Source organism: Streptococcus alactolyticus, assembly GCF_012277075.1.
Taxonomy (GTDB): Bacteria; Bacillota; Bacilli; order Lactobacillales; family Streptococcaceae; genus Streptococcus; species Streptococcus alactolyticus.
The window spans coordinates 80,414-95,835 of the sequence record NZ_JAAXMT010000003.1 but is presented as its reverse complement, the minus strand read 5'-3'; the positions used below and the strand labels follow the sequence as shown (position 1 = coordinate 95,835).

At 42.0% G+C, this 15,422-nt stretch carries 17 protein-coding genes; 2 read left to right on the top strand and 15 right to left on the bottom strand.

Going from position 1 to position 15,422, the window contains the following annotated elements; translation table 11 throughout:
- Positions 1 to 36: 36 nt before the first annotated feature.
- A complete protein-coding gene (locus HFK82_RS00890) occupies positions 37 to 1,272 on the bottom strand; it encodes an aminoacyltransferase (RefSeq protein ID WP_168260462.1) in 1,236 nt (411 codons plus the stop codon).
- 157 nt (positions 1,273 to 1,429) lie between these two features.
- Positions 1,430 to 3,433: a methionine--tRNA ligase gene (metG, locus tag HFK82_RS00885; protein WP_168260461.1), complete on the bottom strand. Its 2,004-nt coding sequence runs from the start codon at positions 3,431 to 3,433 to the stop codon at positions 1,430 to 1,432.
- A gap of 179 nt (positions 3,434 to 3,612) precedes the next feature.
- Here metG and HFK82_RS00880 point away from each other — a divergent pair, with 179 nt between their 5' ends.
- Positions 3,613 to 4,440 (top strand): exodeoxyribonuclease III, encoded by an 828-nt coding sequence (locus HFK82_RS00880; RefSeq protein WP_168260460.1) that lies wholly within the window; start codon positions 3,613 to 3,615, stop codon positions 4,438 to 4,440.
- A 44-nt stretch (positions 4,441 to 4,484) separates the two neighbouring features.
- On the opposite strand, the gene HFK82_RS00875 is transcribed toward HFK82_RS00880, so the two are convergent.
- The 5 genes from HFK82_RS00875 to serC form a co-directional block, all read right to left on the bottom strand.
- Entirely contained in the window at positions 4,485 to 4,838 is a 354-nt protein-coding gene (locus HFK82_RS00875) for an arsenate reductase family protein (protein WP_240928794.1), read from the bottom strand.
- Between the two features lie 13 nt (positions 4,839 to 4,851).
- Positions 4,852 to 5,337, bottom strand: coding sequence for a methylated-DNA--[protein]-cysteine S-methyltransferase (locus tag HFK82_RS00870; RefSeq protein ID WP_168260499.1), 486 nt, complete (start codon positions 5,335 to 5,337; stop codon positions 4,852 to 4,854).
- 112 nt (positions 5,338 to 5,449) lie between these two features.
- The gene (locus tag HFK82_RS00865) at positions 5,450 to 6,628 is read right to left on the bottom strand and encodes a 3-phosphoglycerate dehydrogenase family protein (protein WP_168260458.1); all 1,179 of its coding nucleotides are present in this window, start codon (positions 6,626 to 6,628) and stop codon (positions 5,450 to 5,452) included.
- Between the two features lie 46 nt (positions 6,629 to 6,674).
- Positions 6,675 to 7,223 carry a GNAT family N-acetyltransferase gene (locus HFK82_RS00860; RefSeq protein ID WP_154454582.1) on the bottom strand — a complete coding sequence of 183 codons (549 nt, stop codon included), beginning with the start codon at positions 7,221 to 7,223 and terminating at the stop codon, positions 6,675 to 6,677.
- 62 nt (positions 7,224 to 7,285) lie between these two features.
- Positions 7,286 to 8,383 (bottom strand): 3-phosphoserine/phosphohydroxythreonine transaminase, encoded by a 1,098-nt coding sequence (serC, locus tag HFK82_RS00855; RefSeq protein WP_168260457.1) that lies wholly within the window; start codon positions 8,381 to 8,383, stop codon positions 7,286 to 7,288.
- Positions 8,384 to 8,519: 136 nt separating this feature from the next.
- Between serC and HFK82_RS00850 the strand changes: the two genes are divergently transcribed.
- Positions 8,520 to 9,152, top strand: a complete 633-nt coding sequence (locus HFK82_RS00850; RefSeq protein WP_154454580.1) for a copper homeostasis protein CutC — start codon at positions 8,520 to 8,522, stop codon at positions 9,150 to 9,152.
- A 39-nt stretch (positions 9,153 to 9,191) separates the two neighbouring features.
- Here the strand turns inward: HFK82_RS00850 and HFK82_RS00845 are convergent, their stop codons facing one another.
- The 8 genes from HFK82_RS00845 to HFK82_RS00810 form a co-directional block, all read right to left on the bottom strand.
- Positions 9,192 to 9,533 (bottom strand): P-II family nitrogen regulator, encoded by a 342-nt coding sequence (locus tag HFK82_RS00845; protein ID WP_154454579.1) that lies wholly within the window; start codon positions 9,531 to 9,533, stop codon positions 9,192 to 9,194.
- A gap of 21 nt (positions 9,534 to 9,554) precedes the next feature.
- Complete coding sequence (locus tag HFK82_RS00840; protein ID WP_154454578.1) at positions 9,555 to 10,790, bottom strand: ammonium transporter; 1,236 nt, start codon at positions 10,788 to 10,790, stop codon at positions 9,555 to 9,557.
- Positions 10,791 to 11,133: 343 nt separating this feature from the next.
- A complete protein-coding gene (gene rsmI, locus HFK82_RS00835) occupies positions 11,134 to 12,003 on the bottom strand; it encodes a 16S rRNA (cytidine(1402)-2'-O)-methyltransferase (RefSeq protein WP_154454577.1) in 870 nt (289 codons plus the stop codon).
- Between the two features lie 7 nt (positions 12,004 to 12,010).
- Positions 12,011 to 12,331 carry a DNA replication initiation control protein YabA gene (yabA, locus tag HFK82_RS00830; RefSeq protein WP_154454576.1) on the bottom strand — a complete coding sequence of 107 codons (321 nt, stop codon included), beginning with the start codon at positions 12,329 to 12,331 and terminating at the stop codon, positions 12,011 to 12,013.
- On the bottom strand, positions 12,324 to 13,124 hold the full coding sequence (ricT, locus tag HFK82_RS00825) for a regulatory iron-sulfur-containing complex subunit RicT (protein ID WP_168260456.1): 801 nt from the start codon (positions 13,122 to 13,124) through the stop codon (positions 12,324 to 12,326). The genes yabA and ricT overlap by 8 nt, the downstream gene beginning before the upstream one ends.
- On the bottom strand, positions 13,121 to 13,996 hold the full coding sequence (locus HFK82_RS00820; protein ID WP_168260455.1) for a DNA polymerase III subunit delta': 876 nt from the start codon (positions 13,994 to 13,996) through the stop codon (positions 13,121 to 13,123). Before HFK82_RS00820 ends, ricT begins: the two co-directional genes overlap by 4 nt.
- Before the next feature lie 17 nt (positions 13,997 to 14,013).
- The gene (tmk, locus tag HFK82_RS00815; protein WP_168260454.1) at positions 14,014 to 14,643 is read right to left on the bottom strand and encodes a dTMP kinase; all 630 of its coding nucleotides are present in this window, start codon (positions 14,641 to 14,643) and stop codon (positions 14,014 to 14,016) included.
- Between the two features lie 112 nt (positions 14,644 to 14,755).
- Positions 14,756 to 15,415: a CBS domain-containing protein gene (locus HFK82_RS00810; RefSeq protein ID WP_154454572.1), complete on the bottom strand. Its 660-nt coding sequence runs from the start codon at positions 15,413 to 15,415 to the stop codon at positions 14,756 to 14,758.
- Between the last annotated feature and the right edge of the window lie 7 nt (positions 15,416 to 15,422).

Here is a 15,422-nt window from a genome sequence, read left to right as displayed (position 1 = left end):
CAAAAAACGAGCCCGTAAGCTCGTTTTGACGAATGGTTAGGCTCTTCCTAACAACTTTTTCACTGCTGTAATGGCTTTATGCAATCTAGGGCGTGGGTAATAACGGAAAGTCCCCATTTTACGGACAATGTAACCATTGAAATTTTGTTTGAAACGAAGGACACCATCGCTACCGTCGAAAACACCTTGAATACCAAGGAAGTTATAAAAGGTAATGCCACGTTTAATAGCTTCTGTCATGACGTGCTCTTGCAGCACTACTGGTGCGTAGAATTTGTTAAATTCGGTGTAAGAACCGCTGAAAAGGTAAACCGCTTCTTGTGGTGTGTAGATAAAGAGACTACCTGCCAAGACCACATCTTCTGAACCGTGCTGAGCAATCAAGTCCTTAGCTTCCTTGATACGAACGTCAAAAGTGGCAATTTGCTTATCCAACTGCGCTTTTTGTTTGTTAACCTTAGCTGAGTTGACCCCGTCAGCAATTTTTTGATTTAAAACCGCTAACTGAGCCGCAATATCATCATAACCTTCTTGAAGGTTGTTTAGATAATCTTTAAAATTCAAAGTCGCAATCATAAATTCACAATTATCCCCAAAACTATCATAAAAGTCCTCATAATAATCTAAAGGCTTGTCTTGATAATCGCGTCTTGCTGATGTGGAAGCTGTGATTTCTTTAAAAATAGACAATTCATCACGTTTGAGGCGACGCACCTTGATACCGAAAGAATTGGTCTTATTAACCAAAGGGCGTCCTTTTTTACTGAAGGAGTTGCGTAGCGTTTCAGGTGTCAAGCCTGTCAAATCCTTGACATAATGCCAATCTGGTTCACCATCAGGGTAGCCCGTCTGCAAACCATCATAGTGATAGCCAAGGTCTGTCAAATCTGTAATCAATTCTGGTCTTTCATCGTCGTTGGGATTGCCATGGGTATCAAAACTTTGATAAATGTCATAAGGTTTGACAATCAGCTCCAAGGCGCCATTTTCCTTGGCGTAGGCTTGTAATTCCCGATAAAAGTCTGAAAGATAGGCTGGGTTCTTAGAAGCTGGACCTGAATTGATTTCCATGTGAAGCCCACCTGTCATCGCCTTGCTATACAAAATGCCAGCCACCTGGATAGCTCCGTCTGCCTCCAAACCTAGAAAAGTCACCTCAAACCCACGTTTTTCAAGTAAATCTGCCATTTCGACAGACTGCATAAACGAGCGTTCTTTAAAAGAGGCACTCACTTGTTCGTAATCCGCTCTGGATAAAATCGTTAAACTCATCTGTTTTTCTCAATTCTATTCGTTTTTTCAGTTAAAAGTCCCTTAAAATCTAGCAAAGGAAACTTAAATGAAAATAAACTGTCATTTCTTGAAAGGAGTTTCATTCCTCAACAAACAAATACTCAGCCTCTGATTTGAGGCTGAATATTCTGCTCTCTTAGCCAATTTGGCTGCCGTTTGGAACACTTGGATTCACTGTTAAAACAGTTAAATGGCCATCGTGTTCAGCTGATAAAATCATTCCTTGACTGAGCAAGCCCATCATTTTCCGTGGTTTCAAATTAGCTACGATTTGTAATTTTTTTCCCACTAATTCTTGTTCGTTTGGATAGTATTTCGCGATACCTGAAAGGATTTGACGGTCTTCACCATCACCGGCATCCAAGCGGAATTTCAAGAGTTTTTCAGAGCCTTCAACTTTAGACACTTCTTTGACTTCAGCGACACGGATTTCAACCTTGTCAAAATCATCAAATTTAATGGCTTTTTTCTCATTGTTAAGTTCAACGTCTGCTGGGTCCCATTCTTTTTCTTCGGCAACAACTGCACCAGCTCCCATGTTGGCTTTGATGTAGTCAATTTCTTCTTCCATATCAAGACGTGGGAAGATTGGTGTTCCTTTAGCAACTACTGTGATACCTTCTGGGAAACCAGCCAAGGTCAAGTTTTCAAGGTCAAAATCATTGCCAAGACCAAGTTGTTCCATGATAGCATCTGAGGTGCTCATCATAAATGGTTGGATCAAATGAGCCACCACGCGCAGACTAGCCGCCAAATGTGCCATTACAGCTGCCAATTCATCGCGTTTAGCCTCGTCTTTAGCAAGAACCCAAGGCGCTGTTTCGTCAATGTATTTATTAGTACGTGAGATGATGTTCCAAACGGCTTCCAAAGCACGTGGGTAATCAACTGCGTTCATTTGTTTGTGGTATTCTGCGATATTTTCTGCCACGACAGCCGCCAAATCCGCATCAAAGGCTGTCACATTTTCCACATATGTTGGAACCTTACCGTCAAAATATTTGTTAATCATGGCAACGGTACGGTTGAGCAAGTTTCCAAGGTCATTTGCCAACTCATAATTGATACGTCCAACGTAATCTTCAGGCGTGAAGGTTCCATCTGAACCGACTGGAAGAGAACGCATGAGGTAATAACGAAGTGGATCTAAACCGTAACGTTCTACCAGCATTTCAGGGTAAACCACGTTACCTTTTGATTTAGACATTTTACCGTCTTTCATGACAAACCAACCGTGAGCAATCAAGCGTTCTGGCAATTTCATGTCCAATATCATCAACATAATTGGCCAGTAAATAGAGTGGAAACGCAAGATATCTTTACCAACCATGTGGAAAACAGTACCTTGGTTCCAGAATTTGTCAAAGTTGGCGTGATCTTCTTGGTCGTAACCAAGAGCAGTCACATAGTTCAATAGAGCATCAATCCACACATATACCACGTGTTTTGGATTAGATGGCACTTTGACACCCCATGTAAATGACGTACGGCTCACAGCCAAATCTTCAAGACCAGGTTCAATGAAGTTTTTGATAATTTCGTTCATACGACCTTCAGGCTGAATAAAATCAGGGTGAGCATGGAAAAAGTCAACCAAGCGGTCAGCGTATTTGCCTAAGCGAAGGAAGTATGACTCCTCAGAAACCCACTCAACTTCATGACCAGAAGGGGCAATACCACCAATGACTTCCCCTTTTTCGTTACGGAAAACTTCTTCTAATTGGCTTTCTGTGAAAAATTCTTCATCTGAAACTGAATACCAACCTGAATATTCGCCCAAATAAATGTCATCTTGTGCCAACAATTTTTCAAACACATCAGCCACCACTTTTTCATGGTAGTCATCTGTTGTGCGGATAAATTTGTCATAAGAAATATCAAGCATTTCCCACAATTTTTTAACGTCAGCAGCCATGCCGTCAACGTAAGCTTGTGGCGTGATACCTGCTTCTTCTGCTTTTTGTTGAATTTTTTGACCGTGTTCGTCAAGTCCTGTTAAATAAAAGACTTCGTGGTTCATCATGCGTTTGTAACGGGCTAAAACGTCACAAGCAATTGTCGTGTAAGCTGAACCAATGTGAAGCTTACCTGATGGGTAGTAAATCGGTGTCGTAATGTAAAAAGGTTGTTTACTCGTCATTTTCTTTCCTTTCAAATCGAAGCTAATGAAACTCCTTTATTGATAACACTTCATTATACCACATTTCTGTGATCCCTTATAGCGTAAATCAATCAGAATAATCAAATTTATCGCTGGATGGGGGATTTTTTGGTAGAATAGCAGGTAGCAAAGTATAGAAAGAAGACCTGTTTTACCTTATGAAATTAATCTCATGGAATATCGACTCGCTTAACGCTGCCTTGACCAGCGATTCTGCACGCGCCGTTTTGTCACGCGCGGTTATTGATACCTTAGTCGCGGAAGAAGCTGACATCATCGCTATCCAAGAAACCAAATTGTCTGCCAAAGGCCCAACGAAAAAACACCTGCAAATCTTACAAGACTATTTCCCAGATTATGAAATCGCTTGGCGTTCGTCTGTTGAACCTGCTAGAAAAGGCTACGCTGGTACCATGTTTCTTTACAAAAAGGGCTTAAACCCAAGTATTTCTTACCCTGAAATTGATGCCCCTGACACCATGGATTGTGAAGGACGTATCATCACCCTTGAATTTGAGCACTACTATGTTACCCAAGTTTATACGCCAAATGCTGGGGATGGGTTAAGACGCTTAGCCGATCGCCAAATTTGGGATGAAAAATACGCAGATTACTTGGCATCATTGGACCAAAAGAAACCTGTTTTGGCAACTGGCGATTACAATGTTGCCCACAAGGAAATTGACTTAGCTCACCCAAGTGCCAACCGTCGTTCACCTGGTTTCACAGATGAAGAACGTTCAGGCTTTACTCATTTGTTGGCTAAGGGCTTTACCGACACTTTCCGTTATATTCATGGCGACATTCCAAATGTCTATAGCTGGTGGGCACAACGCAGCAAAACCAGCAAAATCAACAATGCTGGCTGGCGGATTGACTATTGGCTCACATCAAATCGCATTGCCGATAAAATCGTCAAATCTGAAATGATTGACTCAGGCGCTCGCCAAGACCACACCCCAATTCTTTTGGAAATTGATTTGTAAGCATAAAAAATACCTCAGAGATGCTGTTCTCCGAGGTATTTTACTTATTCAAATAAATCACGGTAAGACTTACGGTGACCCAGTTGCAAGACACGATTGTCCTTGACTAGTACGGGACGCTTAATCAACATGCCGTCTGAAGCCAGCAACTCAGCCGCCTCATCAATGGAAAGACTATCAACCTTATCTTTCAAGCCCAAAGCGCGGTAAGCCTGACCGCTGGTGTTGAAAAAGTTCTTTATCGTGTAATCGGACTCTTGCATCCATTTCTTTAGTTGCTCTGCTGTGGGTGTATCCACCGTCAAATCAACTGCCTTAAAATCCACTCCTAATTTCTGTAAATCTGCTTTAGCACGACGGCAAGTACTGCATTTTGGGTATTCATAAAATGTTAACATCATGTCCTCTTTTCTAAAACGTGACCCCTTCATGGGATAGAAGCCAACGTTTCCGCTCTAGTCCTCCAGCATATCCCGTTAACTGCCCTTGACTTCCTAAAACCCGATGACAAGGAACAAAGACAGACAAAGGATTTTTTCCGACAGCACCACCGACTGCTTGGGCAGATGCACACTGGATTTTTTGGGCAATTTCCCCATAAGTCATCGTTTTTCCATAAGGAATCTCCCTCAAAACCTGCCACGCGCTTTGTTGAAAAGCCGTTCCTTGGGGAGCTAAAACCACGTCCTCAGCTTTAGGATTTTCACCAGCAAAATAAGCATCTAACCACGCTGTTGCATCTGCTAAAAAGATAGAATCACCCTCCACAATCGCTTGGTCGCGGTAGCCATTTTCAAAATACTTTTGCCCGACAAAGTAGCATCCCAGCAAGCCATGCTCATCTGCCAACAAACTGATAGTTCCCAAGGGAGAAGGGTAATAGCTTCGCATCAACATCGTCAGTGCCTTTCCAAATGCTAGAGGTTTAACTGATTTCATTATAGCAAAAAGCGGTGGGAAGGAAAAACAAAAGCCCCTATCACCCACGCGAGGTAATAGGGAACTGGCTTTATTTTTTGGTAATTAAGCGCACACGAACGATGTTGTCGCTGGCTTCAAAGGTTGCTACCAAATCATCAATTTTCGCTTTGTCTGTTTCGTCCAAATCAAGCAAAGTATATGCGTACTCGCCTTTTGAACGGTTAATGATATTGTCAATGTTAATGCCTAGGTTAGACACGGCGGTTGAAATTCTCGCCACGATATTTGGCACATTTTTGTTAATCAAGGTAATGCGATAAGGCGCCGTCAAAGCCTGATGCACATTTGGGAAATTCACAGAATTGGTGATTTCACCTGTTTCCATAAATTGACGAATTGTTTTACCAGCCATAATCGCACAATTCAACTCAGCTTCTGCCGTTGAACCACCAACGTGTGGGAAAACCGTGATTTTATCTTTATTTAAAAGCTCTTCTGTCCCAAAATCAGTGATATAGCGTTTAACAACGCCAGTTTCAATCGCATCAAAAAGTGCAGCATTATCCACCAATTCACCACGGGCAAAGTTGATAATCACAGTTCCCTTTGGCATCAAGGCAAAGGCTTCGCTATTAAAAGTGTGACGGGTTTCATCAGTCAAAGGCACATGAACAGTGATGTAATCCGCATTGGCAAAAATCTCTTTCACATCGTCCACGCGTTTGACATGGTGTGAAATATTCCAAGCCGTTTCAATAGACACATAAGGGTCATAGCCCATGACATTCATACCTAGACGTTGAGCGTAGTTGGCAATGCGACCACCAATGGCACCAAGTCCAATGACACCAAGGGTTTTACCTGAAATTTCACTACCTGCAAATTGTTTTTTGCCTGCTTCAACTTGTTTGGGAACGTCATCACCTGACAAGGTATTGACCCATTTATTTGCAGCAATGTAATCACGCGCAGACATCAAAAGAGATGCTAAAACAGCTTCTTTGACGGCATTTGCATTGGCACCTGGGGTGTTAAAAACCACAATCCCTGCTGCCGTTGCCTCGTCAATCGGAATATTATTCGTACCAGCACCCGCACGCGCAATAGCTTTGAGATTATCTGGAAATGTTGTCCCGTGCAGATTTTGGCTCCGCAAAATATAAGCATCAGGATTATCTGCCAAATCACCATCTACCTGAAAATGATTGCCTAATTCCTTTAGACCCACTTGATTGATATTATTAAACGTCTTAACACTATAGACCATAGACTTCACTCCAAGGCTGCAGGCAGCCTCCCTTTTCTCTTATTTGTTACAAACTATGGTGGTCCGCCTCATCAACTTCTTGATAAAAGGCATTCTCAGCCTTAGTTTTGATTTTTTGATAAGCTAGACGTTCCCCATCAACAGGGACTTTTCCACAATAAACGTAACCGAGTTTGGTCAAAATATGCTGCATAGCAAGGTTTTTCTCGTGGGTATCGCAACGAAAATCATGCCCTTTTGTCCCTTCAATCAAGCCTTGAAGAAAGGTTTGAGCGACTTTTTGCCCTGTCACGCGCGATAAGACCGCCACACGGTGAAAGGTGACGTATTGGTGATTATTGTGCTGCCAATGACCATCGTAAATCTTTTCATAAGCAGGTTCAACCCCAATCACCACCGCAGCATGGGCAACAATTTCCCCATCCAATAAGCCTACATAAGCTTGACCAGCTAAAATATCATCATAAATGGTATTTTCATCAGGGTAAGTCCCTTGCCACTGGTTGCTACCACTTGCAGCTAATTGCTTTCTAGCATCCTCAATTACTCGCATGATTGGTGTCACTTCATTGGGAAAAGCTTGTCTAATCTCCATTTTATTACCTCTTTTTTATTGATATACACCTATTGTATAACATTTCTGCTGTAAAAAGGGCATTAGTTAGATTTATTTTCAGCTTCAAATTGCTTCATAAAGGCAATCAAATCCACCACACCTTGACGTGGGAATGCGTTGTAAAGACTTGCACGCATGCCTCCAACTGAGCGGTGCCCTTTGATGTTTTTAAAGCCAAGCGCTGTCGCTTCTGCCACAAACTGCGCATCCAATTCTTTACTTGGTGTCACAAAAGGAACATTGGCAACAGAACGTTGGGCTGGATTTTTAACAGGATTGGTGTAAAAATCAGACTGGTCAATGAAATCGTACAAAAGTCCTGATTTTTCACGATTGGCTTCTTCCATTTTATCCACACCACCAAAGGCCTTGACCCACTCAAAAACCAATTTTGAAATGTAAATGCTATAAGCTGGTGGGGTATTGTAGAGCGAACCTGCCTCTGCTTGGATGCGATAATCCAGCATTGATGACAAAGTTGGCTCGTCGTTTAGGAAATCTTCGCGGATAATAACCACAGTCACACCTGCAGGACCAATGTTCTTTTGACCGCCTGCATAAATAACCGCAAAATCTTCCACATTGTAGCGCGCAGCTAAAATATTAGACGACATATCAGCGACAATCGGCACACCATTGGTATCAGGAAGGTCATAAATGGCTGTTCCCTCAATGGTATTGTTGGTTGTGATATGCACATAAGCGGCTTCTGGATCAATGGTTTTAGGGTCAAATGTTGGAATATGGTCATACACCGTATCCTCAGACGATGCCAACAAAACAGGCTCAAAAGGAATGGTTTTGGACAATTTTACAGCTTCTGCATAAGCTTTTTTCCCCCATGATCCTCCAACGAGATAGTACGCTTTACGCCCCTTTGCTAGATTCAAAGGCAGCATTGTAAATTGCGTTGATGCACCACCTTGAAGAAACAGTACCTTATAATTATCAGGAATCGCCATCAATTCACGCAACAAGCGTTCTGCTTCTTTAATAATGTGGTCAAACTCTTTGGAACGGTGGGACATTTCTAAAACACTCATGCCGCTACCTTGGTAGTCAAGCATTTCACGCTGTGCTTGTTCAAGCACGGGTTTTGGCAACACTGCAGGACCTGCAGAGAAATTGTAAATTGTCATAAAAATACCTCCGTTATAATTGTTATAAATTATAGCATAATATTCTGAATTTTGTAAAGATTTTTAAGATTTTTACTCAAATGATTTATAAATAATCATGTTATAATGATAACGAAGGACTAGAAAAGGAGTTTTCATGATTATTAAAGAATTTTGTGCAGAAAATACCACACGCCTTAACCAGCTCGATGATACGATTAAACGCGTTGAATTGTGCGATAACTTAGCCGTTGGCGGTACGACTCCCTCTTATGGGGTTATCAAGGAAGCAGCGCGCTATCTCCATGAAAAAAGCATTGCCCTAGCCACTATGATTCGTCCGCGTGGAGGGAATTTTGTCTATAATGATAGTGAATTGCGCATCATGGAAGATGATATTTTACGCGCGGTGGAATTAGAAAGTGATAGCTTGGTTTTGGGATTGTTAACCGAGGACAACCTCATTGACCAAGACGCTATTGAACAACTCTTGCCAGCAACACAGGGCTTGCCGCTAGTTTTCCACATGGCTTTTGACCATATCCCACTTGATCAACAAACAGAAGCCATTGACCAATTGGTGGACTTAGGCTTCACGCGTATTTTGACACATGGGTCTGCTCAAAATAACCCAATTACTGAAAACATCACCCACTTGAAAGACTTGGTTGAATATGCTGACGGTCGCATTGAAATCATGATTGGCGGTGGCGTGACAGCAGAAAACTACCAAGATTTGATTAAACAAACGGGTGCCCAAGCCGCCCACGGTACTAAAATCATGGCCTAAAAGCCAAAAATGAGGACTTAGCCGTCCTCGTTTTTTTGATTAGAGAGCATCTCTGCCCTTTTCGCCTGTCCGAATGCGAATCACCTCATCAACTGGAATGATAAAAATCTTCCCATCGCCGACATCGCCTGTCCGAACAGTCTGGCAGATACTACTCACCACATCATCCACCAAAGCATCGCAAACCACGATTTCCACCTTAACTTTTGCCAGTAAGGTTGGCACAATTTTTTGACCACGAACATATTCCGCAAATCCACGTTGCTTGCCGTGGCCCAAAACCTGACTGACAGTCATGCCATTGGTCAGATTCTTCTTAGACAGGGCATCCTTTAAATCTTCCAAGCGGTCTGCTCGAATAATGGCTTCTACTTTTTTCATAATGTCACTTCCTCGCTTTTATTAAGAATCCAATCCCATGAAGGTTGGGTAGGCTGTTTCTTTATGCTCAGCATCATCAAGACCAATTGCTTCCAAACGTTCTTCCACACGGATGTCCATAAAGAGCGAAATGACTTTGATAATCACAAAACTTGCTACCGCTGACCAAACAATTGTAAAGATAATAGCAGCTACTGTGACCAAAAGCAAGTGAGCATTGCCATAAATCAAACCAACATTATGCGAATCAAGAGCCAATTCTGGCGTTGTGAAAATAGCTGTTGCTAGACCACCAAAGATACCACCGATACCGTGACAACCAAAGGCATCCAAGGCATCATCATAAGCTAATTTTGGTTTCAAAACAGAAATAGCAAAGTAACAAATAGGACTCACACAAAGACCAATGATAAGAGAACTCCAAGTTGATACAAAACCTGCCCCTGGTGTGATCGCAACAAGCCCTGCTACCAAACCTGTTGACGCGCCTACAAGTGAGAAACGACCCGCCATGATTTTTTCAACAATCATCCATGATAATAGGGCTGATGCTGCTGCGATATGTGTTGTGATAAAAGCATGAACCGCAAGTCCATCTGCTGCAAGAGCTGACCCAGCGTTAAAACCAAACCAACCAAACCAAAGGATACCAGCTCCTAAAAAGACAAATGGTACGTTGTGAGGACGGTATTCCAAACGATGATAGTCACGACGTTTACCAAGCATCAAGGCTAGAACCAAACCTGACACCCCTGACGTGATATGAACCACATCGCCACCAGCAAAGTCAATGGTTCCCCATTTAGCAAGAAGCCCTTCATCCCAAACCATATGAGCAAATGGGAAATAGACCAATAAGAGCCAAAAAACAATAAAGATAATCAAAGCACTAAAACGCATACGCCCTGCAGCTGCCCCTGTTAAAATGGCAACCGTAATAATCGGAAACATCATTTGAAATGCTGCAAATAAGGCATCTGGAATTTCTAGACCACGTGTGCTTGTTGTTTCACTGACACCATTTAGAAAGACATGGGACAGATTTCCGATGATATCCCCTTTTCCACCAAAAGAAAGAGAATACCCACAAACAATCCACATCACTGACGCCAGAGCAATCGGCAAGACACACATCATCATCGTGTTGATGACATTCTTACGCCTCCCTAAGCCACCATAGAAGAAAGCCAGACCCGGTGTCATAAGAAAAACCAAACTCGCGCAAATAATGATAAACGCTATACTTCCTGAATTCATATCCTATCTCCTTTACTCTCTTTACCACGACTTTTGGATAAAAAGCCACTTCCTAAAGATGTCAACCTCAATGACTTGAGTTATTATGTTAGATAATATAACACTAAGTTTTCCTAAAAGCAATACTTTTTACAAAAAATTTCTAAATTTTCTGCATTTATAACCTAGAATGTTACTTGTTTTTAAGACAAACGACTATCTTTTCTCAAACAAAACCGCTTTTTCTTCCACTTTTCCCCAAATACATCTGATGTAAGCTTTTACCCGAAATGTTTGTCGTTAGATTATGTCATATTTTATAACACAAAAAGAGTCGTGCTAGCAACTCGACTCTTTTGGATATTTAATCAATATTGTGATAAGCGTTGTAAACCTCTTGGCGTTTTAAACCATAGGTTTTAGCAACTTTTTTGATGGCTTGATTTGTTTTTTCTCCTGAGGCAATCAAGTCATTGACCAAGTCTGGAATGTCGCTCAGAGCCACACTTTCTTGGGGAATAGCTGTTTCATCTTGCCCCGATACAATCAAAAGACACTCCCCCTTCAAAGGCACTTGGGTGATATGCTCCATGATTTCTGAAATCGTTCCTCGTTGGTATTCTTCGTAAATTTTGGTTAATTCACGGACAAGAACGATGGGGCGGTCGCCATAAATGTCCTGCATATTGCTAAGCGTATCCAACACGCGATAAGGTGATTCATAGAAAATTTGCGTTTCAGGATAGGCTTTCTTGCTCTCAAAAAATTCTTTTTGCTGCCCAGCTTTTCTGGGAAGAAAACCGTAGAACACATGGGGTTGAGGCGCCAAACCACTGGCAATCAATGCGGTAATACCAGCCGATGCCCCTGGCAAAGAAATGACAGGAATACCTTCTTCGATAGCTGCCTTGACCAAATCATGACCTGGGTCAGAAATGGACGGCATCCCTGCATCAGATACCTGTGCCAAACGTTTGCCGTCTTTTAACAGGGCAATCAACTCAGGAATTTTGTCATAGGCATTGTGCTCGTGAAAACTAATCTGTTTTACCGGTATATCAAAGTGTTTCAGCAAAATTCCTGTGTTTCGAGTGTCTTCTGCACAGACAAAATCCACCGTCTGCAAAACCTCAACCGCTCTAAAAGTCATGTCTTGAAAGTTGCCGATAGGCGTTGGAACAAGATACAATTCACCTGTCGTAGAAGCGTTATGATAACTTTTTTGGACCTGCATCACAACCTCACTCTCTATCTAGCACTTCCATACAAAACATGCACTCCTCATCATTTTCACGACGTTGTCCGTAGTAATCGTTGCAGATGTGGAAGCCATCGTGGTAGATGCTTTCAATATAGCGTTTTCCTTGTTTAGAGGTCTTAGCCGAAGCATTTTCTTCCAATTGAGCAAGGCGCGTTCTTAATTTATCATTTTCAAGACGCAATGCGGTGTTTTCTTCCAAAAGCGATTGGACTTGTTTTTTCATGGCATCAATTTCAGCCAATGTAATCATCAAATTTTGCGAAAAACCGTCAAAAGCATCAAATAATTTTTTCTTATCCATATCGTTTGACCTCATCTAAAGTATATGTTAATAGGGCGTGTTTTTCAGGAAATTTCACTTTAATGGTATCTGAAAAGACGTCAATGCTGGCCACACTTCCCACACCTTCTGCCGTTTCGATGTCACTTCCCACATCAGGGAATTTTTCCTTGGCTTCTCTGTAAAAATCATCCTCAAAACTCAAGCAACACATGAGGCGACCACAGCGACCAGTTGTCTTGCCTGTGCTCAGTGACATGCCTTGATTTTTAACCATTTTGATGGAAACAGGTGGAAATTCACCCAGAAAAGTTGAGCAACAAAGCGTACGACCACAAGGGCCCAAACCGCCGTAAACCTTGGTTTCCTCCCGATTGTTAATCTGTCTTAATTCAATCCTTGTCTTGAAATGACTAGCCAAATCACGCAGCAATTTTCGAAAATCAACCCGTTCTTCCGCCGAAAAAGTGATAAGCACATAATCGCGCTCCAAAGGAAAGACGATATCAATGACCTTCATCTGCAATTGATTGAGAGCAACCAAGTGATTAACAGCCTCAAAAGAGTCTTTGGCAAAGGCTTTATTGTCTTGATAATGCTTGATATCCTTGGCATCAGCTGCTCGCGAAATCACATCCATTTCAGCTGGTAATTTTGTGTCGTCAATGTCCTGATTTTCGCAGACCACTTCTGCTAAGCGATTGCCTTTTTTGTTTTTGACAACCACCTGCTCGCCAAGTTTGTAGCAGCGATTAGGCAAGACATAGGCAATGCCACCTGTTTCTTTATATTTGATACGCAATACTTCTGTCATGAAACCACCATATATTCTAATACGTTTTGAAAACTCACATTACTTTTCCACATTTGCTGAGCTTGATAAGCCTTTTCCAAATAAACCAAAGTTTGTTTGCGCTCGAGGTGTTTGGATAAATACAAAGTCAACACCTGAAAAGCCAACTCTTGCTCGCTTTTTTCAGGAGCCAACTTCACCAACTCATTGACTTCCAAATAAGCCGTATCCGTGTCTTTAAACAAGGTAGCGACAAAACGCTCGCTCGCTTGCAACAACTCCTCAACCTTTTTATCCTGTATCAATTTTTCAAGGTGTTGGGGCGTCTTAGCCAAGGCAACCAAAATCTCTGCCTGTGTCTTTAAAACACCAGCTTCTTCAGCCTGTTTGCGTAATAGCGCCTCGTTTTTTGGAAAACGAATGACTTGGGTACGGCTCTTAATGGTTGGCAAGACCTTGCTTTCATCACTCGTCAGCAAAATCATATAAGACGAACTTTGCGGCTCTTCAATGAATTTTAACAGGCTATTAGCGGCGTTTGGATGCATCTTGTCACAATCCTGAATGATAAAAACTTGCGATTGGCTCTCAAAACCTGAGCGTGAAAAGTCCCGCAACAAGTCACGAATCGTATCTGTTTTAATAACTTGACCTGTTGGCTTGATTTGTTTCACATCTGAAAATTCATTCTCAGCGATGAGAACACATTCACGGCACTTGCCACAAGGCAAGCCATCTTGAAAATGCTCACAAAAACGGCTTTTAGCTAAGTAAAGGGCAAAGTCCAAGCTCGCAAAATCTCCAGAAAAAAGATAGGCATGGCTCATCCTATCTGACCTTAAGATGTGATTGAATTCCTCAAAAAGATGAGGCTGCAAGCTTTCCAAATCCATTTTCATTTTCCTACTACCTACGCTAAGTGTTGTAAAATCACCTGATACACCTCTTCAACGACGCTGTCCAAGTCACGTGAGGCATCGATGGTCACAATACGGTCTTTTTCCTGTTCTGCCAAACGCAAATAGCCTTGACGCACGCGTTGGTGCATATCTAATTTTTCCAAATCCAGACGATTGACCTCACGTTCAGCATTTTGAGCAATGCGTTGCAAGCCAAGTTCTGATTCGATATCCAAATAAATGGTAATATCAGGTTTACGACCGTCTGTTGCAAAATCATTGAGTTGTGTAATGGTCGCCTCATCCAAACCACGCCCTGCGCCCTGATAAGCAATCGAGCTATCAATAAAGCGGTCAATCAGTACAATCTTCCCATTTTCCAAGGCTGGCAAGACTTTTTCCACATAGTGTTGACGACGTGCTGCCATATACAAAAGCAATTCCGTCTTATAGTCCATATTAACGTGATGGACGTCTAAAATCACCTCTCGAATCCGCTCTGCAATCGCCACACCACCTGGCTCTCGTGTCGCCAAGACACTAAGCCCTTGCGCTTGCAATAGTGGAATGATGCGTTCTAAAACGCTGGTTTTACCAGATCCGTCAGGTCCCTCAAAAGAGATGATTACTCCGTTTTTCATGAAAATTCCTTCCAAACTTATTACTTCTATTCTATCAAAAATATAGCAAAAAGGCACTACCGAATATGGCAGCACCTAAATAGACTTGTGTAACAACCTAGCTAAATCCTTGTTAATCCAATGATTTGGCTTCTGTCAATTCAATAGAATCCACTTGAATACCCTTGGCCAGCAAGGCTTTTTCTAAATGCGATGGATCCACTTTTCCGTCAATTTGAATTTCAATAGCAACTTTACCAGACTTGCGTGTGGCAACCACCGTGCGTTTGATATTTAGATTATCCGCTGAAATGGTTTCTGTGATTTTAGCCAGAGTGCCCACAGTATCATCTGCTGAGATAATGACCCGCACCCCTTCTTCGCCATATCCTGAAATTTCAAGAAAGGCTTTGAAAACATCTTTATCGGTGATAATACCATGTACGCGATTGTTTTCCACAACAGGCAAAATACCAACGTGATTTTTCATCATGAGGTAAATCGCATCTTCCAGCCTATCGTAAGGGGAAACCGTCACCACTTCTCGAATCATCACGTCGCGAATCTTGGTTTTATTGAGCAGGTAATTCATTTCATAAATGGACAAGCTCGTTGCTTTAGAAGGGCTAGCTTCTGCCATGGTTCTTTCAGTGACAAGACCGACAAGTTTATCGTTTTCAATAACAGGCAAGCGGCGTAACTTTTGCTCGCGCATCATATCAGCCGCGTGCGCTACTGTCGTATCAGGCGACACATAGACAACTTTTTTCGTCATAAAATCTTTTACTGGCATATCATTT

Excerpts from the sequence above, each read along its gene's own strand:
- HFK82_RS00890 (WP_168260462.1), bottom strand. The coding sequence starts at position 1,272 with ATGAGTTTAACGATTTTATCCAGAGCGGATTACGAACAAGTGAGTGCC.
- metG (WP_168260461.1), bottom strand. The coding sequence starts at position 3,433 with ATGACGAGTAAACAACCTTTTTACATTACGACACCGATTTACTACCCA.
- HFK82_RS00880 (WP_168260460.1), top strand. The coding sequence starts at position 3,613 with ATGAAATTAATCTCATGGAATATCGACTCGCTTAACGCTGCCTTGACC.
- HFK82_RS00875 (WP_240928794.1), bottom strand. The coding sequence starts at position 4,838 with ATGTTAACATTTTATGAATACCCAAAATGCAGTACTTGCCGTCGTGCT.
- HFK82_RS00870 (WP_168260499.1), bottom strand. The coding sequence starts at position 5,337 with ATGTTGATGCGAAGCTATTACCCTTCTCCCTTGGGAACTATCAGTTTG.
- HFK82_RS00865 (WP_168260458.1), bottom strand. The coding sequence starts at position 6,628 with ATGGTCTATAGTGTTAAGACGTTTAATAATATCAATCAAGTGGGTCTA.
- HFK82_RS00860 (WP_154454582.1), bottom strand. The coding sequence starts at position 7,223 with ATGGAGATTAGACAAGCTTTTCCCAATGAAGTGACACCAATCATGCGA.
- serC (WP_168260457.1), bottom strand. The coding sequence starts at position 8,383 with ATGACAATTTACAATTTCTCTGCAGGTCCTGCAGTGTTGCCAAAACCC.
- HFK82_RS00850 (WP_154454580.1), top strand. The coding sequence starts at position 8,520 with ATGATTATTAAAGAATTTTGTGCAGAAAATACCACACGCCTTAACCAG.
- HFK82_RS00845 (WP_154454579.1), bottom strand. The coding sequence starts at position 9,533 with ATGAAAAAAGTAGAAGCCATTATTCGAGCAGACCGCTTGGAAGATTTA.
- HFK82_RS00840 (WP_154454578.1), bottom strand. The coding sequence starts at position 10,790 with ATGAATTCAGGAAGTATAGCGTTTATCATTATTTGCGCGAGTTTGGTT.
- rsmI (WP_154454577.1), bottom strand. The coding sequence starts at position 12,003 with ATGCAGGTCCAAAAAAGTTATCATAACGCTTCTACGACAGGTGAATTG.
- yabA (WP_154454576.1), bottom strand. The coding sequence starts at position 12,331 with ATGGATAAGAAAAAATTATTTGATGCTTTTGACGGTTTTTCGCAAAAT.
- ricT (WP_168260456.1), bottom strand. The coding sequence starts at position 13,124 with ATGACAGAAGTATTGCGTATCAAATATAAAGAAACAGGTGGCATTGCC.
- HFK82_RS00820 (WP_168260455.1), bottom strand. The coding sequence starts at position 13,996 with ATGGATTTGGAAAGCTTGCAGCCTCATCTTTTTGAGGAATTCAATCAC.
- tmk (WP_168260454.1), bottom strand. The coding sequence starts at position 14,643 with ATGAAAAACGGAGTAATCATCTCTTTTGAGGGACCTGACGGATCTGGT.
- HFK82_RS00810 (WP_154454572.1), bottom strand. The coding sequence starts at position 15,415 with ATGCCAGTAAAAGATTTTATGACGAAAAAAGTTGTCTATGTGTCGCCT.